Genomic DNA, 21,368 nt, shown 5'->3' on the forward strand with positions numbered 1-21,368 from the left:
GGCTGTGACGTGGGGCTGATCATGGCCATTGATAGGCAAGCCCCATGCCAGCAACCTTCGCCTCGACGACATTCGACTCGCTGCGCCTGTGGCGTACGGGTTGCCCCTCAGCGCCGCACCTGTCACGTTGCAACAGGTGTCACACCGGTTTGTTGCAGCCAAGATAACAGTGCCTACCTGCTGCACGACCTGCGGCGCAGCACTGCACACTGGCCACCACCTGTTCGGTCACCCCTTCGGCCACGCTTTTCGGACACGGCAGATTTGTCTCTCAGGCCGGCGAGGACAGCGCGGGTGTCGCGCAAGCACGGCAATTGGCCAGGCCGGACGCGAAATCGCCGTCAACGGCGATGCCTCGCGCAGCGGCCGCACCATGGCCACCAGCCGCGGGCCAATCTCGTTTCGAAGCCACGCGTCACCGCGACAGGAGCGCTGCGTGTTGCGTCTGAATGCGCAGTTGACCGCCTCGTGGGTGCCAGCACACAGCGCTCCGATCGATGCTCCGGCCCTGACCGATAAGACTTTGCTCACCAGCGCACCGCGGCCAGCTCGCCAACGATCTGCGCCGCCTGGCGCTGGTGATCGGGCTGTTCGTGCAGTTCGCCCAGCAGCCAGGCCGTCTGGGCCGCGGCCGCCGCGCACCCGACCATCCACAGGGCCACGAGGAGTTGCTTCATGCCGGCATCTTAGGGCCGGACGGCGCCATGGCCCGACGCAAGGCCTCGATCGCAAAGCGTACCTTGGCAGGCTGGGCCTCACGCTGGGGCGTGAGGGCATACATGCCCAGCGGTGGCGGCCGCCAGTGAGGCAACAGGGGCACGAGGCGTCCGCTTTGGAGGGCGTCTTCGATGTCGAGGTCGCCCAGCACCGCCAGGCCCAGGCCGGCCTCGCACATCTGCTGCAGCGACAACTGGTTGTTGCTGATCACCCGCGCCTGCACCCGCAGACGCTCGACCGCGCCGGCCGGGCCGTGCAGTTCGAGCACCGCCCCCAGGCTGCCGCCGGCGGTGCGCAGCCAGTCGTGGGCCAGCAGCTCGGCCGGCGAGCCCGGCACGCCGCGCGCAGCCAGATAAGCGGGCGCAGCGCACACCATCATCCTCAGCTCGCCCAGGCGGTGCGCCACCCAGGTGGAGTCGGGCAGCCGGCCGAAGCGGATGGCCAGGTCGATGCGCTGCTCGACCAGGTCGATCAGGGTGTCGTCCACCTGCAGGTGCAGCCTCAGCCCGGGGTTGGCCGCCAGCAACGGCGCCAGCGCCGGCCCCAGGTGGCGCGCAAACCCCACCGGCGACGACACCCTCAGCTCGCCCACCGGTGCGTCGCGCATCTGCGCGAGCTGTTCGCCGGCACCGCGCGCAGCGGCCAGCATGGCGGCACAGCCTTCGTGGAAGCGCTCGCCGGCCACGGTGAGGCGCAGCTTGCGCGTGGAGCGCGTGAGTAGCGTGACGCCCATGTCGCGTTCGAGCTGGCGCACCTGCTGGCTCACGGCCGAGGCAGTGGTGCCCAGCGCCCGGGCTGCTGCGTTCATCGAACCCTGCTCGACCACGGTGGCGAACACCGCCATGCGCTTGAGCTGCTCGATCATGCAGTTTTTCTAAACAAGAAAGTCAGATTTCGCAGACTAGTTTAGTTTGATTTGCGGATCTATCGTTCAGGCCTCGCAACCCATCGCTCGAGGAGCTCTATGAAGATCGCCCTGATCGGCCCCACCGGCTTCGTCGGTTCGGCCGTGCTGACCGAAGCCCTGCAACGCAACCATGCCGTGACCGCGCTGTCGCGCGAGCCTGCCAAGCTCGCCCCCCGGCCCGGCCTGACGGTGGTGCAGGCCGATGCCACCGACCCCGCCCAGGTGGCCGCCGCCGTGGCCGGCACCGATGCCGTGGTGAGTGCCTACAACCCGGGCTGGACCCACCCGCAGATCCATGACGAATACCTGCGCGGCACGCGCGCCATCTTCGAGGGGGTGAAGCGCTCCCGCGTGAAGCGCCTGCTGGTGGTGGGCGGCGCGGGCAGCCTCTACGTGGCCCCCGGCGTTCAACTGGTGGACACACCCACCTTCCCCGCCGAATGGAAGCAGGGGGCGCTGGCCGCCCGTGAAGCGCTCCACCTGATCCGCCAGGAGACAGCGCTGGACTGGACCTTCCTGTCCCCGCCCGTGTTCCTGCAGCCCGGCGAGCGCACCGGCGCCTACCGCCTGGGCGGCGACGAGGTGTTGATGGCCGGTGAGCAGCCGGCCGGCATCTCGGTGGCCGACCTCGCCGTGGCCGTGCTCGACGAGATCGAGCATCCGAAACACCTGCAGCGGCGCTTCACGGTGGCTGGCGCCTGAGCCGGTCAGGCCGCAACGCAGCTTTCCGAGCTCGTTGACCGCGTTCACGCCGACCTCGTGCACCGCACAGCCGCCTTCCATCGTGAAAACGGTGGGCCCTTCGCGGTCCCGCACTGCACGTGCCGCATCGAAACCCACGATGGACGTGCAGATGCCGGCAATGAAGCGGCTCAACCCGGCCAGCGCAGCGCCAGCGCCTCGGCCCGTGCCAGTTGCCGCGTCAGCCAGTGGCGGGTGACGGCCGCCTGCGGCGTGTCGTCGCGCAGCCAGCGGGCATAGGTGGCCAGGAAGAGACCGCTGAGCGCCACCTCCTCGGCTTCGCGCCGCAGCCCCACGCAGGGCAGGCGCGCCACCTCGCGCCACCACTGCACTGTGCGGCTCACGCGAAGCGCACCCTGAGCCTGCAGGTGCAGGTGATCTATCTGCAGCTTGTAGCGCAGCATCGCGGCGCTGAGCCGGCGGTGCGGGGCCTGGGCCTGCAGCCAAGCCCACAGGGCCCGCTCCAGGCGGTCGCGCACCGGCAGCGCCTCCCATCCCGGAGTCTCCCCGGCGGCCAGCAGGGCGCGGTCGGCGCGATCGAACCAGGCCTCGGCCAGCGCGTCCTTGCCGGCATAGTGGCGGTGGATGACCGGCAGGCCCACCCCCAGGGCCTGGGCCAGGTCGTGCAAATGCAAGGCGTCCCAGCCCAGGCGCTCGCCCAGGACGAGGGCCGCATCGAGGATCTGTTCGGCGTTGGGCTGCAAGGAGTCGTCCATGCAGCGACGGTAGCGCGAGGCTGGGCGCTTGTCGATCACCGGGCCTCGGCCAGGGCTTCGGCAGTGTGTGGGTCCCTCATGGCGGCAGCGTCGGACCTCTCCGACGAGCACACCCCGCCCATCGGATCGGCCACGCTCATGGAGTCCCTCCACATCGCGTCCGGCGCCCCCTCAGGGCGCCTCGCCATGGACGCCGACGGGGGTGTCCATGCCAACTCCTTGCGCTTAGGTGGTCCCGCGTGCAACGAACAGGCCGTTCAGCGCCCCATCGGGTTCACGCCGAACAGCCAGGCATGGGCCCAGACCACGAACACGCCGTAGATCACCAGGCCGCCGAGCACGGCCAGCGCGTCGTTCACCACGGACCCCGGCGCATCGTCCTTGGCGGGACGGCGCTTGACCGCGATGCGGTCGGCCACGGCCCAGGCCAGGAAGCCGCCGAACAGCAGCACGTCGGCCAGCGTGCCATTGGCCAGCAGGTGGGCCAGGGCCCAGAACTTGGTGGCCGCAAGCATGGGGTGCTTGGCGGCGCGTTGGATGCGCCCGGGCAGGTAGGCCGCCAGCAGCAGCACGAAGACCGGCAGCATCAGCAGCATCGCCCCATGGCGCAGGGCCACCGGCGGCGTGTAAAGCACCACCGGCGCCTGTCGGGCCAGGCCGTAGCCATAGACGATGAGCGCGAAGCCCGCCAGCGAGACGAGCGAATACAAGCCCTTCCACGGGCCCTCGCCCAGGCGTGCCACCATGCCATCCCGCCAGGGGCGCGACACGATGGACACCGAATGGACGCCCAGGAAAAGGACCAGACCCAGGATCAGCAGGCTCATCGGGACTCCCGTCAAGGTGACCGCGGCCACCGCGGCCGCCACGGCGCGATGCTAGGCAAAAAGCGGCGCGCTGTCTTGCTGACAGCGTCATGTCAGCACGATGCGCCGATGCCGCAGGTCCGATGCACGCGGCCCACAAAATGCACCTCGTGGCACGCCGCGCGCAGGCCGTGCACCTGGCCGGGCAGCACTTCGACTGTGCCGCCGGCGACCGGCTGCACACGGCGTCCTCCTACAAGTACAGCGTCGAGGGCTTTCGTGCCCTGGCTGCGCCATCGGGCTTCGTGCCCGAGGCCGTGTGGCGCGATCCGCAGCGTTTATGCTCGGCACACTGGCTCAAGAGCAAGGCATGACGATGCAAGCACACCCCCCTGCCCCCCGCTGGTACTGGGAAGACTTCACCCCCGGCATGGTGCGCGAGTTCGGCGCCAAGCGCGTCGAGCGCGATGAGGTGATCCGCTTCGCCCGCGAATTCGACCCCCAACCCTTCCATCTCGACGACACCGTGGCCGCCGCCCACCCGCTGTTCCGTGGCCTGGCCGCCAGCGGCTGGCACACCTGCGCGATGGTCATGCGCATGATGTGCGACGCCTATCTGCTGGAAGCCGCCAGCCTGGGCTCGCCGGGGCTGGACAAGCTGCAGTGGCTGCGGCCCGTCTATCCCGGCGACGTGCTGCGCGTGCGCATGCAAACCCTCGAAGCGCGGCCGATGAACAGCAAGCCGCACGTGGGCCTGGTGCGCACGCAGTGGGAGGCCATCGCCCGCCGTCCTTCGGGCGAGGACGAGGTGGTGCTGCGCATGGAAGGCTGGGGCATGTTCCAGCGCCGTGGCGTGGCGGCGCCGGAGGCGGTCTGATCAGAAGCCGAGGGACGCCAGCAGGTCGTCCACCTCGTCCTGCTTGAGCGCCTTGTCGGGCACCTGCGGCCCGGCGAGTTCCTGACTGGAGGGCACGCTGGTCGGCTTGCTGCGCTCGGCCGGGGCTGCGCCGCCCACCCCCTGGAGTTGCTCAGGCGCGCTGGCCACCAGCAGGTCCAGCAACTGGCGCTCGGTGCGGGTGATGATGTCGATCACCTTCTTGATGACCTGGCCGGAGAGGTCCTGGAAGTCCTGCGACAGCATGATCTGGCTGAGGATCTCGCCCTGCCCCTGCGCAAAGCCCGCGGCGCGCTCGGCATAGTCGGCACACAGCTTCATCATCGCGCGCGAGCGCTCAGGCGACAGCTCCGCGGTCTCGGCCAGGCGGCGCAGGCTCTGGGCCAGCTCACGGCCCTGGGCCGCCACCTCGTTGCACCGGGGCTTGGCCTCGTCCACCAGGTTGAGCACCTTGTTGGCCGCCTCCTCGGTCATCTTGCCCACATAGGCCAGGCGCTCGCGCGCATCGGGGATCTCCTGGGCCACGCGGTGCAGCTCCTGGCCCGCCCCCAGGGCCAGCATCGCCTCGTGGAGCTGGCGCGTGATGCGGCCCAGCCACACGAAGGCTTCGTCCTTGGAAATGGTGAGGGTCGTGCCGGGATCGGTCTGCATGGGAGTTCGGGAGAAAGCGGCGAAGGAATGCCCCGTCGGCCAAGGGCGGGAGCCCGCCGATTCTGCCAAAGGCACGCCAGGCCCCCCACGCTGGACCGCCAAGCCGGGGTGTTCCTGGGGGACATGGCCGGCCCGCGCTGCGCTACAGTGTGCGCAACGGCCGTCGTCCGGCCGATGGACCCTCCCCATGGCCAAGCCGACACTGTGGTGCCTGACAGCCCTCGCCCTGATGGGGGGCGGCGGGGCCGCGCAGGCCGAAGATGTGCGCTGGGACGCCCAGGGCGCCGCCAGCCTCGTTTTCACCGTCGCCACCAAGTCCGAACATGAAGCCTGCAGCCGGCTCGCCTCGGGCGAGCGGGTGGTCTGGGCTTTCGTCGCGCAGGGGCCGGTGGATTTCACCATCCGCGACGCACGCACCCGGCAGGTGGTGGGCGGTGCCACGCGCAGCGCCGTGCGCGAGGCACGCGACGCCCTGGAAGTGCCGCGCGCGCAGGTGGTGTGCTGGGCCTGGGTCAACCGCGGTGCGGCCGACACCCAGGTGTCACTGCAGTTGCGCAAGCGCTGAGACCGCACGGGTCATGCCAGTCGATCCGGCCCTGCGCGCCCTGAACATCGACCTGCCGGCCCGGCCCGAGGTGCTGGTCCAGCTCTCGCTGCTGCTGGCCGAAGACGAGGTGGACTTCAAGGCCATGGCCAGCCTCATCGAGGGTGACATGGCCCTGGCCGCGGGCGTGCTCAAGGCCCTGAACGCGCCGATCTACGGCCTGCGCCACCAGGTGCGCACCGTGCAGCAGGCCCTGCAGTACCTGGGCAGCAGCCAGGTGGCGGCAATCGCCTATGAGATGGGCCTGCGCTCGGTCTTTCCCGCCACGCCCGAACTGGAGGCCCTGTGGTCCCGCGCGAGCCGGCGCGGCCTGCTGATGGGCCTGATGGCCCGCCAGCTCGGGCTGAACGCCTTCGTGGCCCATTCGGCCGGGCTGTTCGAGGAATGCGGCAAGGCCGTGATGGTGCGGCATGCCCCGCAGCGCTACGGCCCGATGCTCAAGACCGCGCCTTCGGACGACCTGCTGGTGCTGCAGGAGATGCAGGCTTTCGGCGTGAGCCACGATGCGCTGGGCGCCGCGCTGTGCGAAACCTGGATGCTCGATCCGGCCGCCATCGCCTGCGTGCGCTACCACGTGGCCGTGCACAGCGGCGGCACCTGGCCCAGCCTGGCGGCGGCGCGGCCCCTGTGTGCGCTGTCCACCGTGGCCCACTACCTGCTGCGCGCCCCCGACATGCTCGAAGCGGCCGTGCCCGCCGTCGCAGCGCTCGCGCCGCTGGACGAAGCGGCCCTGATGCAGGTCGCGCGCGAGGTGCAATCCGTGATGTCCACACGCCTGTGAACTGCAGGTCGGAACCGGACCGCAGGTCCTGACCCCTGCGCGACAGGCTTTCAGGACAAATCCGGGTGGTCCGGGGGTGGGGGGGGTGTCATCCTCGTCTTCCCTTGCTTTCGAGGTGACTCCATGAAGCGTCGACACATCCTGCGCGCCCTGGGCGGGTCTGCTGTGGCCCTGGGCGTGGCCCCCTGGGTCCGGGCCCAGGCCTTCCCCAGCCAACCGATCAAGCTGCTGATCGCCTTCCCCGCAGGCGGCCCTACCGACATCACGATGCGCGTGCTCGCCGAGAACGCCTCGAAGATCCTCGGCCAGACCGTGGTGGTCGAGAACCGCTCCGGGGCCGGCGGCACCCTGCCCGCCCAGGCGCTGCAGACCGCCAAGCCCGACGGCTACACCCTCGCCCAGATCCCGCTGGGCGTGTTCCGCCTGCCCTACACCACCAAGATCAACTGGGATCCGGTCAAGGACATCACCTACATCCTGTGCGTCACCGGTTATGCCTTCGGCGTGGTGGTGCCGGCCGACTCGCCCTTCAAGGAGTGGAAGGACTTCGTCGCCTATGCCAAGGCCAACCCCGGCAAGCTGAGCTACGGCTCCACCGGGGCCCTGACCAGCCCGCACCTGACGATGGAGGAGATCGCGCAGAAGCTGGGCATCCAGCTCAACCACATCCCCTACCGCGGCAGCGCCCCGCTGATGCAGGACCTGCTGGGCGGCCAGCTCATGGCCGCCGCCGACTCCACCGGCTTTGCCCCGCATGTGGAAGCCGGCAAGCTGCGCCTGCTCAACACCTGGGGGGCCAAGCGGCTCAAGCGCTTCCCTGACGTGCCCACGCTGATGGAGCTGGGCCTGGGCATCGTGCAGGCCTCGCCCTACGGCATTGGCGCGCCCAGGGGCATGGACCCGGGGCTGGTCAAGACCCTGCACGACGCCTTCAAGCAGGCAATGGAGATGCCCAACCACGTGGAAGCCCTGGCGAAGTATGACCAGGAGCTGATGTACATGAGCTCGGCCCAGTACACCCGCTTTGCCGAAGAGACCTTCGCCAAGGAGAAGGCCCTGATCGAAAAGCTCGGACTGGCCAAGCCGAGCGGACCGCCCTGCGGTGTGTGCCGGCGGCCGCGGCGGCCGGCACACGTCACGGCGCCACGTACGACCCCGACTTGCCGCCGTGCTTTTCCAGCAGGCGGATGCCGCCCATGGTCATGCCCCGGTCCACGGCCTTGCACATGTCGTAGATCGTGAGCAGACCCACCTGCACGGCGGTGAGGGCCTCCATCTCGACGCCGGTGCGCCCGAGCGTCTCGACCTGGGCGCGGCAACGCACGCGGCAGGCCGCGGCATCGACCTCGAAATCGACCGCCACCCGGGTGATGGGCAGCGGGTGGCACAACGGGATCAGGTCGGCCGTGCGCTTGGCACCCTGGATGGCGGCAATGCGGGCGATGCCCAGCACGTCCCCCTTGCGGGCCGTGCCGGCCACGATGGCTTGCAGCGTGGCCGGCCGCATCTCGATGTGGCCTTCGGCCACCGCCACGCGGTGGGTCACGTCCTTGGCGGCCACGTCCACCATGTGAGCCTGGCCCTGCGCATCGAAATGTGTCAGCCCCCCGGCCGGAGGGCTTGGAGCGGGATGATTCATGATCGGTGCATGATAGCGAGGACCGCCGGAGATGTTTCCGCCGTGTAAAGGCACCGAACCTCGCCGTCCCCCCGGTTTCCAATGAGGCTGTCTGCCACGAACCGGGCTTGCGCCCTGGTAAGGTCCGCTCCATGCACCGCCTCTCGATCCTCCCCCGTCGCCTGACCTGCCTGGCGCTGGCCCTGAGCCTCGGGCTGGGCAGCCTGGGCCCCGCGGCGGCCCAGTCCGCGGCCGCCCTGCCCGCATTGGGCGACACGGTCTCGGCCGACTTCAGCCCGGCCGCCGAGCGTCAACTCGGTGAACGCATCATGCAGGTGATCCGCCGCGATCCCGCCCATGCCGACGATCTGGTGCTGCAAGACTACCTGCTCTCGCTGTGGCGCCCGTTGCTGTCGGCCGCCCGTGCGCGCGGCGACCTCTCGGCCGAACTCTCCGACCGCTTCGCCTGGGAGGCCTTCCTCGTGCGCGACCGCTCGGTCAATGCCTTCGCCTTGCCCGGCGGCTACGTGGGCGTGCACCTGGGCCTGATCGGCATGACCACCACCGGCGATGAACTCGCCTCGGTGCTCGCGCACGAACTGGCCCACGTCACGCAACGCCACATCGCCCGGGGCCTGGCCCAGCAGCGCCAGCAGTCCATGCTCGCCATCGCCTCGATGATCCTGGGCGTGATGGCCGCCAGCCGCAGCCCCGATGCGGCCAATGCCCTCATCACCGGCGGCCAGGCGGCGGCCCTGCAGGGCCAGCTCAACTTCTCGCGCGACATGGAGCGTGAGGCCGACCGCATCGGCCTGGGGCTGCTTGAAGGCGCCGGCTTTTCGGTGCTGGGCATGCCCAGCATGTTCGAGCGGCTGCAGCAGGTCTCGCGCCTGAACGACAACAACGCCTTCCCCTACCTGCGCAGCCACCCGCTGACCAGCGAACGCATCGGCGAGGCCCGCACACGCACCGGCCTGAACGGCCGCACACCGCCGTCGCCCACGCTGGAGCATGCCCTGATGCAAGGCCGTGCGCGTGTGCTGATGGACCCGCGCCCCGATGCGGCTCGCAACTGGCTGGCCACCGAAGGCAGCCCCTCGCCGGACCGCGCCGGCGCCTTGCTGCAAGCCAGCACCGAGGCCCATGCCGCGGCCGCCTTGCGCGACTGGCCGCGCATGCGCGCCGCGCTCGAACGCGCCCAGCCCCTGGTGCAGGGCGACCCCCGTGCCACCCGGGCCCTGGCCCTGGTCCGTGCCGACCTGGCCCTGGCCCAGGGCGAGGCCGCCCAGGCCCAGGCCGCCCTGGCCCCCCACCGCCGCGACGGCTCACGCGCCAGCGAGCTGCTGGGGGCCCAGGCCATCTTGGCCGACGGCGGCGCGGACCCCGTCGCCTGGCGACGCGCCACCGAGGACCTGCAGACCTGGGCCTCGCTGCACCCGCGCGACCACCGCGCCTGGGAACTGCTCGGGCAGGCCTGGGAACGCCTGGGCCAGCCGCTGCGCGGCATCCGTGCCCAGGCCGAGGCACGCTACCTGCTCGGCGATCTCCAAGGGGCGATCGACCGTCTGCGTGCCGCACAGCGGCTGAGCCGCCCCGCCGAAGGCTCCGCCGACTTCATCGAGGCCTCGGTGATCGACGTGCGGCTGCGGGAGATCGAGGCCGAATGGCTGCAGCGGCGCCGGGAGGAGATGGGGCGCTGACCGGGGCGTGAACTGCCTCAGTCGTCCTCGCCGCCGCGCACCACGCGGCGGATGATCTCGGTGGCAAAGCCGCGCGCAGCCAGGAACCGCATCTGACGCGCCCGCTCGGTGGCATCGGTGGGGGCGTCGCCGCCGAAACGGCGCGTCCAGACGGCACGGGCGCGTTCGAGTTCGGTGTCGCGCAATTGCTCGACAGCCCCGGCCACCGCTTCCGGCGCCAGGCCGTGACGCTGCAGTTCCTGGCGGATGCGCGCCGTGCCCAGGCGGGCCGCCTTGCGGTGCAGCACCGATTCGACGAAGCGCTCCTCGCTCAGCCAGCCTGTGGCCTGCAAGGCGTCGAGCACGGCGTTGATGTCGTCCGCGTCATCGGCATGCGGCGCCAGCTTGCGCGCCAGCTCCGCGCGCGAATGTTCACGCTGGGCCAGGTACTTCAGCGCCCGGCCCTTGAGGGAGAGCTTGGCAAAGCCCACGCCGGATCATTCCTCCAGGGGCACTTCGGCGTCCTTGGCGGCCCGGGCCTTGCCCTTGCCGGCGGCCTTTTCAGGTTTGTCGGCCGCCGAAGCCGCGGCGCCGGCCAGCGCCGGCACCCCCAGGGCCTCGCGCACCTTGTTCTCGATCTCGAAGGCCAGCTCGGGGTTCTCTTTCAGGAATTCGCGGGCATTGTCCTTGCCCTGGCCGATCTTCTCGCCGTTGTAGGCATACCAGGCTCCGGACTTCTCGAGCACGCGCGTGTTCACGCCCAGGTCGATGATCTCACCTTCGCGCGAGATGCCTTCGCCGTACAGGATGTCGAACTCGGCGGTCTTGAACGGGGGCGAGACCTTGTTCTTCACGACCTTGACCTTGGTCTCGCTGCCAATGACCTCCTCACCCTTTTTGATCGAGCCCACGCGGCGGATGTCCAGGCGCACCGAGGAATAGAACTTCAAGGCGTTGCCGCCGGTGGTGGTTTCGGGCGAGCCGAACATCACGCCGATCTTCATGCGGATCTGGTTGATGAAGATGACCATGCAGTTGGTCTTCTTGATCGTGGCCGTGAGCTTGCGCAGCGCCTGGCTCATCAGGCGGGCTTGCAGGCCGGGCAGAGCGTCGCCCATCTCGCCTTCGATCTCGGCCTTGGGCGTGAGGGCGGCCACCGAGTCGATGATGACGAGGTCGACCGAGCCCGAGCGCACCAGGGCATCGACGATTTCGAGGGCCTGCTCGCCGGTGTCGGGCTGGCTGATGAGCAGGTCCTGCAGGTTCACGCCCAGCTTCTGCGCGTACTGCACGTCCAGCGCGTGTTCGGCGTCGATGAAGGCGCACACGCCGCCTTGCTTTTGCATCTGCGCCACCACCTGCAGCGTCAGCGTGGTCTTGCCCGAGGACTCCGGGCCGTAGATCTCGATCACGCGGCCACGGGGCAGGCCGCCCACGCCCAGGGCGATGTCCAGGCCCAGCGAACCGGTGGACACCACCTGGATGTCCTCGACGGCTTCGCCCTCGCCCAGCCGCATGATCGAGCCCTTGCCGAACTGCTTCTCGATCTGGGCCAGCGCGGCCTGCAGGGCCTTGGCTTTTTCGGTGTTCAGGGCCTTGACGGGTGCGTCCACGAATCTTTCTCCTTGAGGGTTGGCGATGGGTGTCCTGGGAGCCTGTCTTTGCACACAGGCTGGATGCATGAACAGTATTCTGCGGGGGTCGTACCTCCGAGTAAACAGGTTTTTTAGTCAGTTTGCCTTACTATCAAGGCATGTACTCCTCCTCCCCCGATGACACCTGGCGCCAGATCCACCTGGGCCGCCTGCTGGGCCATGCCCTGCGCCGCTTCGATGCCCGGGTGCTCGCGCTGATGGCCCGCGATGTGGAGGTGCCGCTGGCCCTGGCCCACCTCGCGGCGCGTCAGCAGGTGACGGCCGCGCACATCCACATCACCCGCCACCTGGCGCTGGAGGGTTCGCGCCTGACCGAGCTGGCGGCCCGCGCCGGCATGAGCAAGCAGGCCATGGGCGACCTGGTGGACCAGTGCGAGGCCTGGGGCCTGGTGGTGCGCGAGGCCGACCCGCGCGACGCGCGTGCGCGGCTCGTGCGTTTCACCCCCACCGGCCTGGCCTGGCTGGACGCCTTCCGGCGCGCCGTGGCCCAGGCCGAGGCCGAATTCCGCGCCGAAGTGGGCCACGAGGTGGCCACGGTCGTCATGCTGGGGCTGGAGGCTTATGCCGCAGGCGGGGCGGCCTGACGCAAGGCAGCGTGAGGTGCGCTCGCCTAGAATCGAGAGCTCACACTGTGAGGAGACAGCCATGCGCATCCTGATCGCGGAAGACGATCAAGTGCTGGCCGACGGCCTGCTGCGCTCGCTGCGCGGCGCGGGCTACGCGGTCGACCAGGTCGGCTCGGGCACCGAGGCCGACGCGGCGCTGGCTTCGCACGAGTTCGACCTCATCATCCTTGACCTGGGCTTACCCAAGCTGCACGGCCTGGAGGTGCTGCGCCGGCTGCGCGCGCGCGGCACGTCCACCCCGGTGCTCATCCTCACGGCGGCCGACAGCATCGAGGAACGCGTCAAGGGCCTGGACCTGGGCGCCGACGACTACATGGCCAAGCCCTTTTCGCTGCAGGAGCTGGAAGCGCGCGTGCGGGCGCTGACGCGCCGTGGCCTGGGTGCGGCCTCCACGCTGATCAAGCACGGGCCGCTGACCTTCGATCAGACCGGGCGCGTGGCCTACATCAACGACCAGATGATCGAGCTGTCGGCACGCGAGCTGAGCCTGCTGGAGGTGCTGCTGCAGCGCACCGGCCGGCTCGTGAGCAAGGACCAGCTCGTCGAGCGCCTGTGCGAGTGGGGCGATGAGGTGAGCAACAACGCCATCGAGGTCTACATCCACCGCCTGCGCAAAAAGATCGAGCAGGGGCCCATCCGCATCGCCACCGTGCGCGGCCTGGGCTACTGCCTTGAGAAGATCCCGCAGTAACGCACGAGACACAGGCATCCCACCTTGGCCCGCGAGCAGCGTTCGCTCTTCGGCGAGATCCTCGACTGGATGCTCGCGCCGCTGCTGCTGCTGTGGCCGATGAGCGTGGGGCTGACCTGGGTGGTGGCCGAGAACATCGCCAACCGGCCCTTCGACCGCGCGCTCACCGAGACGGCGCGCAATCTCGCGCAGCAAGTGGCAGTCTCGCACAACGAGGTGGTGCTCCAGCTGCCGCCCACGATCTCGGAGTTCCTCAAGGCCGACAACGCGGATGACATCTACTTCCAGGTGCTGGGGGTGCGCGGCGAGTTCGTCAGCGGCGACCGCAGCCTGCCAGTGCCGGTGGCCGAGGAGCCGCACGACCCGGGCACGGTGAAGCTGCGCGCCGACGAGATCGACAACGTGCCCATCCGCGTGGCCTATGTCTGGGTGGAGGTGCCCGGCGCCGACGAAGGCCAGCATGCCCTGGTGCAGGTGGCTGAGACGCTGAACAAGCGCTCGCACCTGGCCACCGAAATCATCAAGGGCGTGATCCTGCCGCAATTCGTCATCCTGCCGCTGGCGGTGGTGCTGGTGTGGCTGGCGCTGTCGCGCGGCATCGCGCCGCTGTCGGAGCTGCAGCAGCGCATCCGGCGCCGCCAGAGCGACGACCTCAGCCCCATCGACGAGCACGAGGCCCCCGAGGAGGTGGCGCCGCTGGTGCGCTCGATCAACGACCTGCTCGCGCGCCTGGACCAATCGATCAAGACGCAGAAGCACTTCCTGGCCGACGCGGCCCATCAGCTCAAGACGCCGCTGGCGGGCTTGCGCATGCAGGCCGAGCTGGCACAGCGCGAAATCGACGCCGGCCAGCGCGACCCGCAGGAGCTCAAGCGCTCGCTGCGCCAGATCGCGCGCTCCAGCCAGCGCGCCGCGCACATGGTCAACCAGTTGCTGGCGCTGGCGCGTGCCGAAAACCAGGGCCAGACGCCGCGCCGGCACGAGGTGCCGCTGGGCGAGATCGCCACCGAGGTGGTGCGCGACTTCGTGCCGCGCGCGATGGACAAGCGCATCGACCTGGGCTACGAGGGGCCGCAGCGCGGCCTGGGGCCGGCCGGCCGCTCGCTGCTGCGCGGCAACCCGCTGCTGGTCAAGGAGCTGGTGCGCAATCTCGTGGACAACGCCTTGCTGTACACGCCGCCAGGGGGCACGGTCACGGTGCGCGTGCTGCACGACCCCTTCGGCCAGGTGGTGGTGCTGCAGGTGGAGGACTCCGGCCCCGGCATCCCCGAGAACGAGCGCGAGCTCGTGTTCCAGCCTTTCTACCGGGCCCTGGGCACCGAGGTGGACGGCAGCGGCCTGGGCCTGGCCATCGTGCGCGAGATCGCCCAGCAGCATGGGGCCGAGGTCTCGATCGAGGACGTGCGATCCGCCCCCGCCGAGGCCCGCGGCACGCGCGTGACGGTGCGCTTCCCGGTGGCACGCGAGGCCATGGCCCACGAGGCCGCGACCCCCACGCCCGGCGAGCGTCAGGAGGTGCACCCCTGAGCGGGGACGCCTTCCCAGGGCTCCTCTGGGAAAACACGGGTGTGCAAAAAAGAACGGCCGTTCTTTAATGCGCTCACCACGCCACGGCGGGCCCCACGCAGGCCCGGCTGCAGCAGTCGAGCGTGGACCCTGACCCCGAGGAGACACCCTGTGAAACGACGCTTGCCCCGCAGCGCGCTGGCCTTGGCTTGCCTGGCTGCCGCCCTGCCCCTGTCGGCCCAGGCCGACACCTACACCCAGACCCGCCATCCCATCGTGCTGGTGCACGGCCTGTTCGGCTTTGACGCCGTGGGGCCGATCGACTACTGGTACGGCATCCCTTCGGCGCTGCGCGCTGGCGGCGCGCGCGTGTACGTGACGCAGCAGTCGGCCGCCAACGCCAGCGAGGTGCGTGGCGAGCAGCTCCTGGCCGAGCTGCGCCGCCTCAAGGCCGCCTACGGGCACCAGAAGTTCAATCTCATCGGTCACAGCCACGGCGGCCACACCATCCGCTACGTGGCGGCCGTGGCGCCCGACCTCGTCGCCTCGGTCACCACCGTGGGCACGCCCCACCTGGGCAGCCCGGTGGCCGACGCCATCCAGGCCGGCACTGGCGTGACCGGCACCACCGCGACGGTCTCGGCCCTGGTGAACGGCTTTGCCAGCGTGATCAGCCTGCTGTCGGGCGCGCCGGGGCTGCCGCAGAACTCCGAGGCCGCGATGATCTCGCTCACCACCAAGGGCAGCGCCGCATTCAACCAACGCTTCCCTCAGGGCCGGCCCACGAGCTACTGCGGCCAGGGCCCGTCCAGCGTGAACGGCGTGCGCTACTACTCGGCCAGCGGCACCTCGGTGCTCACCAATGTGCTCGACGCGAGCGACGCCTTCCTGGGCTTGAGTTCCCTGGCCTTCTGGGGCCAGGACAACGACGGTCTGGTCGGACGCTGCTCCTCGCGCTGGGGCGTGGTGCTGCGCGACAACTATCCCTGGAACCACCTCGACGAGGTCAACCAGGCCTTCGGCCTGCGCGGACTGTTCACGCCCGACCCGGTGGCCTTCTATCGCACCCAGGCCAACCGGCTCAAGCAGGCCGGGTTGTGAGATGGCCGGGCGTCCCCTGGCGCTGATGCTGGCCGCCACCGCGGTGGCGGCGGCGATCGCCTGGGGCCTGCTGCGCCAGGCTCCCGAGGCCAACGTGCCGGCACCCGCGGCGGCCCCCGTGGGCCGGGCCGAAGGCTTCAGCCTGATGGGTGCGGCGCCCTCGCCGTTGCGCAGTCTGGGGCCGGCGCTGGCGCGCTCGGTGGCCGACGTGGACCATGCCCTGTTCGTCGACGGCTCGCTGCGCGAGGCCGCGCTGGACGGCGACTGGGGCGTGGACGCCCAGGGCCGCTTGCAGCCGAGCCTGGCTCTGCGCCGCCGCTTCGATCAGCTGCTCACCACGCTGGGCGAGGTCAACCTGGATGAACTGACCGCCTGGCTGCTCGACCGCACACTGCGCGACGTGGGGCCGCAGGCCAGCACCGAGATCATGGCCGTGTGGGAGCGCTACATCGCACTGCAGGAGCGACGCCATGCCACGGCGGCCCGGCTGGACGACCCGCGCAGTTGGGCCCAGGCGCTGGCCGAGCGCCAGCGGGTGCGCCGCGAGATCCTGGGCCCGGTGTGGGCCGAGGCCTTCTACCGCGACGAGGAGGAGGCGATGCGCCGGCGCATCGAGCAAGGGCTGCAGGCGAGCTCGCCGGCGTCCTCGACGCTCGACCCGCTGCTGCACCCCGACCCCCAGCTCAGCGCCGACGAGCTGCACCGGCGACGCATTGCGCAGTTCGGCGCGGAGGCGGCCGAACGCCTGCGCGCCGAGGACGAAGCCGAGGCGCTCTGGCAGGCCCGGCTGGCCCAGGCCCGCGCGCAGGTGCAGGCCTTGCAGCAGGCCGCCCATTTGTCCGAGCCGCAGCGCCGCGACGCCATCGAGGGCTGGATCGCCAGCCACTTCGACGAGCGCGAGCAGTGGCGCGTGAAAGCCTTGCTGGGCCTGTAGGGCTCAGCGCCCCATCACCTGCTGCGGCAGCCAGGTGACGATCTCGGGAACGAGGTAGATCAGCCCGAGTGCGACGATCATCAGCACAAACATCGGCGCGGCCTGACGTGCGATCCAGGGCAGCTCCCTGCCTGTCATGCCCTGCAGCACGAAGAGGTTGAAGCCCACCGGCGGCGTGATCTGCGCCATCTCCACGACGATCACGAGAAACACGCCAAACCACAGCAGGTCGATGCCCGCCCCCTGCACGATGGGCAACACCACGCCCATGGTCAGCACGATCATCGAGATGCCGTCGAGGAAGCAGCCCAGCAGGATGTAAAACACCATCAGCGCCACCAGCAGGGCCAGCGGCGACAGGCCCAGCGAGCCGATCCATTCGGCCAGGTGGCGCGGCAAACCGATGTAGCCCATCGACAGCGTGAGGAAGGCCGCCCCGGCGAGGATGAGCGCGATCATGCAGTACAAGCGCGTGGCGCCCATCAGCGAATCGCAGAAGGTGCGCCAGGTCAGCGAGCCCTGCGCGGCCGACAGCACCAGAGCCCCCACCACGCCCAGGGCCGCCGCCTCGGTAGCGGTGGCGATGCCGGTGTAGATGGAACCGAGCACCGCCAGGATGAGCAGCACCACCGGGATGAGGTTGCGCGAGGCCCGGAGCTTGTCGAGCAGGGACAGCCCCGGGTCGGCCGCCGGGATCTGTTCGCGGTGCAGGGCCGCCCAGACCATCACATAGACCATCAACAGGCCCGCCACCAGCAGGCCGGGAAAGACCCCGGCGGCGAACAGGCGCGCGATCGACACGTCGGCCGTGACACCATAGACGATCATGATCAACGACGGCGGGATCAGCAGGCCCAGCGTGCCGGCGCCGGCCAGCGAGCCCACGACGATGCCGTCCGGGTAGCCGCGGCGCTTGAGCTCGGGCAGCGCCATCTTGCCCACGGTGGCGCAGGTGGCGGCCGACGAGCCCGAGACCGCGGCAAAGATGGTGCAGCCCAGGATGTTGGTGTGCAGCAGGCGGCCGGGCAGGCGGTTCATCCAGGGGGCCAGCCCATTGAACATGTCCTCCGACAGCCGGGTGCGAAAGAGGATCTCGCCCATCCACACGAACAGCGGCAGCGCCGTGAGCGTCCAGCTCGACGCCGAGCCCCAGATCGTGAGCGCCATCGCATCGCCCGCCGGGCGGGGGCTGAAGAGCTGCATGCCAATCCAGGCCACACCGGTGAGCGTCAGGCCGATCCACACCCCAGACCCCAGCAGGGCAAACAGGCTCAGCACCAGCAAGGTGGTGATCAGGATGTCGTCCATCAGACCCCCGCTTCGCGCACCTGCGATGCACGGCCGCGCACAGTGAGCCACCATTCATCGACGAAGGCCACGAAGAGCAGCAGCGTGCCGGCCGCCATCGCGAGCTGTGGGATCCACAACGGCGTGGCATCGATGCCGGTGGAGATGTCGTGAAAGGCATGCGACTGCCACACCAGCCGCGCGCTGTAAAACGCAAAGAGCCCGGACAGGCCCACCGCGACCGACAGGCTCCACAGCTGCAGCGCACGCCGCCCCTGCGTGCCCAGGGCATTGAGCACGAGCGTCACGCGGATGTGCTCGCCGCGCTTGAGCGTGTGGGCCAGCGACAGGAAGGCGGCGGCGGCCATGCAGTAGCCCGCATAGGCATCCATGCCGCGCAGCGGCAAGGTGTGGAAGCGGTCGATCACGCTGCCCAGCACCATCGCCAGCGTGCCGATCATGCACAGCGCGGCGAGCACCGCCGCGCCGTCATAGAGCGCATCGAGGACGCGACGCATCACATCTTCTTGTAGGCATCGACGATGGCCTGGCCTTCAGGGCCGGCCTTGTCCAGCCATTCCTTCAGCAGCACCTCACCGACCTTCTGCATGTCGGCCTTGAGCTGGGCCGACGGCGGCAGCACCTCCATGCCGTTGGCCTTGAGCTTGGCCTGGGTGTCGGTGTTGACGCGCTGGCTGGCGGCCCAGCCGCGCTCCTCGGCGGCCGCGGCGGCTTTGAGCACGGCGTCCTGCGTGGCCTTGTCCAGCGCATCGAAGGCGCGCTTGTTGGCGATCACCGCGTTCTTGGGCAGCCAGGCCTGGGTGTCGTAGTAGTACTTCAGGTGCTCGTAGAGCTTGCTGTCCACGCCGGTGGCACCGGAGGTCATCATCGACTCGACCACGCCGGTGGCCAACGCCTGGGACAGCTCGGCGGCCTGCACCGTGACGGGCTGCGCGCCCACCAGCTCGGCGATGCGCGAGGTGGCCGGGCTGTAGGCGCGCCACTTGCTGCCCTTGAGGTCGGCCGCGGCGTTCAGCGGCTTCTTGCTGTAGATGCCCTGGGGCGGCCAGGGCACCGAAAAGAGCAGCATCATGCCCTGTTCGGAAAGCTTCTTTTGCAGCGCCGGTTTCTGGGCCGCATAGAGCTTGCGCGCCGCGGCGTAGCTGTCGGCCAGGAAGGGGATGCCGTCCAGACCGAAGGGTTGCCATTCATTCTGGAAATTCACCAGCAGGATCTCACCGGCCTGAGCCTGGTTGCCCTGGACCGCACGCTTGATCTCCGGCGCCTTGAACAGCGAGGCCCCGGGATGCACCGTGATGGCCAGCTTGCCGCCGCTGGCCTCGCCGGCCTCCTTGGCGAACTGCACGATGTTTTCAGTGTGGAAGTTGCTGGCGGGATAGGCGGTGGGCAGGTCCCACTTGGTCTGGGCAAGGGCGCCGGCGGCAAAGCCCACCAGCACGGCGGCGACAAGAGACGGCTTGAGCATGGAAACCTCCAAACGTTCGGGAGCGGAAGCGGCACACGTCGCCGCAGGCAGGGCTGGTCACGCAAGAACGGGGCCAGGGCGTGCCCACCAATGTAGTGAGTTGCCACCGATCCGGGATCAGTGTTTTCCCGTCATGTTGACATTTTGTCGATAAAACGTTGATGTATGGCGTACATTATCTGGGTGGTCGGCCCCCTGGCAGGGCCGCTATGACCGGTTTTGGTGCGCCGTGAGGCACCTGCTTGGAGAAAAACCATGTCCCGCCGCAAATCCGCGCCCGCCCCGACGGCAGGTGTGCCCCTCGAGCCCCGACGGCCCATCGTCTCGTCGGCCCATCTGGTCTCGCCGCGCAGCAGCGAACTCAGCGAGTTCGAATTCGGGCTCATCGTCTCCAACAATGCCTTCTCGCGCTGGATCGTGCACTGCATGGCCGCCGCCGGCCTGCGCGAGCTCACGCCGCTGGACGTGCTGGTGTTGCACCACGTCAATCACCGGGCCCGAGACAAGCGCCTGTCCGACATTTGCTTCATCATGAATGTCGAGGACACGCATCTGATCAACTATTCGCTGAAAAAGCTGCAGAACCTTGGGGTGGTGCAGTCCAGCCGCAACGGCAAGGACGTCACCTATGCCACCACCGAGGCGGGCCGGCGCCACGTCGAGCGTTACCGCGAGATCCGCGAGGCCTGTCTGGTGAGTGCGCTCAACGCCAACGAGGCGCTCAACCACGAAATCGGCGAACTGGCCCGGCTGCTGCGCGTGCTCTCCGGCGTGTACGACCAGGCGGCCCGCGCCGCCGCTTCGCTGTGAACCCATGGAGGCCCGTATGAGCACGCCCTGTCCCACAAATACGCAGCGCTGGCAGTTCTGGATCGACCGGGGCGGCACCTTCACCGACATCGTCGCGCGGCGCCCCGACGGTTCGATCACGACGGCCAAGCTGCTGTCGGAGAACCCCGAGCAGTACCGCGACGCCGCAGTGGCCGGCATCCGCAGGCTGCTGGGCCTGGGGTCCGGCGAGCTCATCACGCCGGCCCAGGTCGAATGCGTGAAGATGGGCACCACCGTGGCCACCAATGCGCTGCTGGAACGCAAGGGCGACCGCACGCTGCTGGTCACCACGCGGGGCTTCCGCGATGCGCTGCGCATCGCCTACCAGAACCGCCCGCGACTCTTCGACCGCCACATCGTGCTGCCCGAGCTGCTCTACGAGCAGGTGATCGAGGCCGACGAGCGCATCGGCGCCGACGGCGAGGTGGTGCAGCCGCTCGATGCCGGCGCCTTGCGCACGGCCCTGGAAGCCGCCTACGCCGACGGCATCCGCGCCTGCGCCATCGTCTTCATGCACGGCTACCGCCACACGGCCCACGAACGCAAGGCCGCTGATCTGGCGCGCCAGATCGGCTTCACGCAGGTGTCGGTCTCGCACGAGGTGAGCCCGCTGATGAAGTTCGTCTCGCGCGGCGACACCACGGTGGTCGATGCCTACCTCTCGCCCATCCTGCGCCGTTATGTGGAGCAGGTCGCCTCCGAGATGCCGGGCGTGCCGCTGTACTTCATGCAGTCCAGCGGCGGCCTCACCCAGGCCGACCGCTTCCAGGGCAAGGACGCCATCCTCTCGGGCCCGGCCGGCGGCATCGTCGGCATGGTGCGTACGGCCGAGCTCGCCGGCTTCGAGCGCGTGATCGGCTTCGACATGGGCGGCACCTCCACCGATGTGTCGCACTATGCCGGCGAGTTCGAGCGCGCCTTCGAGACCCAGGTGGCCGGCGTGCGCATGCGCGCGCCGATGATGAGCATCCACACGGTGGCCGCCGGCGGTGGCTCCATCCTGACCTTCGACGGCTCGCGCCTTCGTGCCGGCCCGCACAGCGCTGGCGCCAACCCCGGCCCGGCCTGCTATCGCCGCGGCGGCCCGCTGGCGGTGACGGATGCGAACGTGATGCTGGGCAAGATCCAGCCCACCT

The 21,368-nt window shown here is 69.5% G+C and carries 24 protein-coding genes and 1 pseudogene; 14 read left to right on the forward strand and 11 right to left on the reverse strand.

All coding sequences use genetic code 11. From position 1 onward, the window contains the following. Nucleotides 1–527: 527 nt before the first annotated feature. Nucleotides 528–677, reverse strand: coding sequence for a hypothetical protein (locus tag ACK42S_RS06105; RefSeq protein ID WP_409704541.1), 150 nt, complete (start codon nt 675–677; stop codon nt 528–530). Beyond that, complete coding sequence (locus tag ACK42S_RS06110) at nt 674–1,579, reverse strand: LysR family transcriptional regulator (RefSeq protein WP_409704583.1); 906 nt, start codon at nt 1,577–1,579, stop codon at nt 674–676. Before ACK42S_RS06110 ends, ACK42S_RS06105 begins: the two co-directional genes overlap by 4 nt. Nucleotides 1,580–1,681: 102 nt before the next feature. Here ACK42S_RS06110 and ACK42S_RS06115 point away from each other — a divergent pair, with 102 nt between their 5' ends. Further along, nucleotides 1,682–2,326: an NAD(P)-dependent oxidoreductase gene (locus tag ACK42S_RS06115; protein ID WP_409704543.1), complete on the forward strand. Its 645-nt coding sequence runs from the start codon at nt 1,682–1,684 to the stop codon at nt 2,324–2,326. 170 nt (nt 2,327–2,496) lie between these two features. Here ACK42S_RS06115 and ACK42S_RS06120 read toward each other — a convergent pair whose 3' ends face one another. Together ACK42S_RS06120 and ACK42S_RS06125 are read right to left on the reverse strand one after the other, a co-directional pair. Continuing rightward, nucleotides 2,497–3,120, reverse strand: coding sequence for a TetR family transcriptional regulator (locus ACK42S_RS06120; protein ID WP_409704545.1), 624 nt, complete (start codon nt 3,118–3,120; stop codon nt 2,497–2,499). 218 nt (nt 3,121–3,338) lie between these two features. After that, a complete protein-coding gene (locus ACK42S_RS06125; RefSeq protein ID WP_409704547.1) occupies nt 3,339–3,908 on the reverse strand; it encodes an NnrU family protein in 570 nt (189 codons plus the stop codon). 122 nt (nt 3,909–4,030) lie between these two features. Between ACK42S_RS06125 and ACK42S_RS06130 the strand changes: the two genes are divergently transcribed. After that, nucleotides 4,031–4,261, forward strand: coding sequence for an L-histidine N(alpha)-methyltransferase (locus ACK42S_RS06130; protein ID WP_409704549.1), 231 nt, complete (start codon nt 4,031–4,033; stop codon nt 4,259–4,261). 2 nt (nt 4,262–4,263) lie between these two features. Beyond that, nucleotides 4,264–4,764 carry a MaoC family dehydratase gene (locus tag ACK42S_RS06135; protein ID WP_409704585.1) on the forward strand — a complete coding sequence of 167 codons (501 nt, stop codon included), beginning with the start codon at nt 4,264–4,266 and terminating at the stop codon, nt 4,762–4,764. Here the strand turns inward: ACK42S_RS06135 and ACK42S_RS06140 are convergent, their stop codons facing one another. Then, nucleotides 4,765–5,433 (reverse strand): protein phosphatase CheZ, encoded by a 669-nt coding sequence (locus ACK42S_RS06140; RefSeq protein ID WP_409704551.1) that lies wholly within the window; start codon nt 5,431–5,433, stop codon nt 4,765–4,767. A gap of 187 nt (nt 5,434–5,620) precedes the next feature. Here ACK42S_RS06140 and ACK42S_RS06145 point away from each other — a divergent pair, with 187 nt between their 5' ends. The 3 genes and pseudogenes from ACK42S_RS06145 to ACK42S_RS06155 form a co-directional block, all read left to right on the forward strand. Then, nucleotides 5,621–5,998, forward strand: coding sequence for a hypothetical protein (locus ACK42S_RS06145; RefSeq protein WP_409704553.1), 378 nt, complete (start codon nt 5,621–5,623; stop codon nt 5,996–5,998). A gap of 13 nt (nt 5,999–6,011) precedes the next feature. Continuing rightward, nucleotides 6,012–6,818, forward strand: a complete 807-nt coding sequence (locus ACK42S_RS06150; protein WP_409704555.1) for an HDOD domain-containing protein — start codon at nt 6,012–6,014, stop codon at nt 6,816–6,818. A gap of 123 nt (nt 6,819–6,941) precedes the next feature. Next, nucleotides 6,942–7,907 (forward strand): annotated as a pseudogene (locus ACK42S_RS06155) (Bug family tripartite tricarboxylate transporter substrate binding protein); the annotation flags it as partial. 46 nt (nt 7,908–7,953) lie between these two features. On the opposite strand, the gene moaC reads toward ACK42S_RS06155, so the two are convergent. Further along, on the reverse strand, nt 7,954–8,457 hold the full coding sequence (moaC, locus tag ACK42S_RS06160) for a cyclic pyranopterin monophosphate synthase MoaC (protein WP_409704557.1): 504 nt from the start codon (nt 8,455–8,457) through the stop codon (nt 7,954–7,956). A 131-nt stretch (nt 8,458–8,588) separates the two neighbouring features. On the opposite strand from moaC, the gene ACK42S_RS06165 reads away from it, so the two are divergent. Further along, nucleotides 8,589–10,136, forward strand: a complete 1,548-nt coding sequence (locus ACK42S_RS06165; protein ID WP_409704559.1) for a M48 family metalloprotease — start codon at nt 8,589–8,591, stop codon at nt 10,134–10,136. A gap of 17 nt (nt 10,137–10,153) precedes the next feature. Here ACK42S_RS06165 and recX read toward each other — a convergent pair whose 3' ends face one another. Then, complete coding sequence (gene recX, locus ACK42S_RS06170) at nt 10,154–10,606, reverse strand: recombination regulator RecX (protein WP_409704561.1); 453 nt, start codon at nt 10,604–10,606, stop codon at nt 10,154–10,156. Between the two features lie 6 nt (nt 10,607–10,612). Continuing rightward, the gene (gene recA / locus ACK42S_RS06175) at nt 10,613–11,728 is read right to left on the reverse strand and encodes a recombinase RecA (RefSeq protein ID WP_409704563.1); all 1,116 of its coding nucleotides are present in this window, start codon (nt 11,726–11,728) and stop codon (nt 10,613–10,615) included. A gap of 140 nt (nt 11,729–11,868) precedes the next feature. Here recA and ACK42S_RS06180 point away from each other — a divergent pair, with 140 nt between their 5' ends. From ACK42S_RS06180 to ACK42S_RS06200, 5 genes are all read left to right on the forward strand, one after another. Beyond that, the gene (locus tag ACK42S_RS06180; protein WP_409704565.1) at nt 11,869–12,354 is read left to right on the forward strand and encodes a MarR family winged helix-turn-helix transcriptional regulator; all 486 of its coding nucleotides are present in this window, start codon (nt 11,869–11,871) and stop codon (nt 12,352–12,354) included. A 61-nt stretch (nt 12,355–12,415) separates the two neighbouring features. Beyond that, nucleotides 12,416–13,087, forward strand: a complete 672-nt coding sequence (locus ACK42S_RS06185) for a response regulator (protein WP_409704567.1) — start codon at nt 12,416–12,418, stop codon at nt 13,085–13,087. 69 nt (nt 13,088–13,156) lie between these two features. Continuing rightward, complete coding sequence (locus tag ACK42S_RS06190) at nt 13,157–14,614, forward strand: sensor histidine kinase (RefSeq protein WP_409704587.1); 1,458 nt, start codon at nt 13,157–13,159, stop codon at nt 14,612–14,614. 150 nt (nt 14,615–14,764) lie between these two features. After that, on the forward strand, nt 14,765–15,694 hold the full coding sequence (locus tag ACK42S_RS06195; RefSeq protein ID WP_409704569.1) for a lipase family alpha/beta hydrolase: 930 nt from the start codon (nt 14,765–14,767) through the stop codon (nt 15,692–15,694). Between the two features lies 1 nt (nt 15,695). Then, nucleotides 15,696–16,628, forward strand: a complete 933-nt coding sequence (locus ACK42S_RS06200; RefSeq protein WP_409704571.1) for a lipase secretion chaperone — start codon at nt 15,696–15,698, stop codon at nt 16,626–16,628. Between the two features lie 3 nt (nt 16,629–16,631). On the opposite strand, the gene ACK42S_RS06205 is transcribed toward ACK42S_RS06200, so the two are convergent. Genes ACK42S_RS06205 through ACK42S_RS06215 form a run of 3 tightly spaced genes read right to left on the reverse strand, consistent with a single transcriptional unit; the run spans nt 16,632 to nt 19,401 of the window. Beyond that, nucleotides 16,632–17,936, reverse strand: coding sequence for a TRAP transporter large permease (locus ACK42S_RS06205; RefSeq protein WP_409704573.1), 1,305 nt, complete (start codon nt 17,934–17,936; stop codon nt 16,632–16,634). Beyond that, nucleotides 17,936–18,433 (reverse strand): TRAP transporter small permease, encoded by a 498-nt coding sequence (locus ACK42S_RS06210; protein WP_409704575.1) that lies wholly within the window; start codon nt 18,431–18,433, stop codon nt 17,936–17,938. The genes ACK42S_RS06205 and ACK42S_RS06210 overlap by 1 nt, the downstream gene beginning before the upstream one ends. Beyond that, nucleotides 18,433–19,401, reverse strand: a complete 969-nt coding sequence (locus tag ACK42S_RS06215; protein ID WP_409704577.1) for a TRAP transporter substrate-binding protein — start codon at nt 19,399–19,401, stop codon at nt 18,433–18,435. Before ACK42S_RS06215 ends, ACK42S_RS06210 begins: the two co-directional genes overlap by 1 nt. Nucleotides 19,402–19,656: 255 nt before the next feature. Between ACK42S_RS06215 and ACK42S_RS06220 the strand changes: the two genes are divergently transcribed. Next, the gene (locus tag ACK42S_RS06220; protein WP_409704579.1) at nt 19,657–20,211 is read left to right on the forward strand and encodes a winged helix DNA-binding protein; all 555 of its coding nucleotides are present in this window, start codon (nt 19,657–19,659) and stop codon (nt 20,209–20,211) included. A gap of 16 nt (nt 20,212–20,227) precedes the next feature. Continuing rightward, nucleotides 20,228–21,368, forward strand: a 1,141-nt coding sequence (locus tag ACK42S_RS06225; protein WP_409704581.1) for a hydantoinase/oxoprolinase family protein, incomplete at its 3' end; no start/stop codon positions are given.

Source organism: Caldimonas sp., assembly GCF_046289365.1.
Classification (GTDB): domain Bacteria; phylum Pseudomonadota; class Gammaproteobacteria; order Burkholderiales; family Burkholderiaceae_C; genus Caldimonas.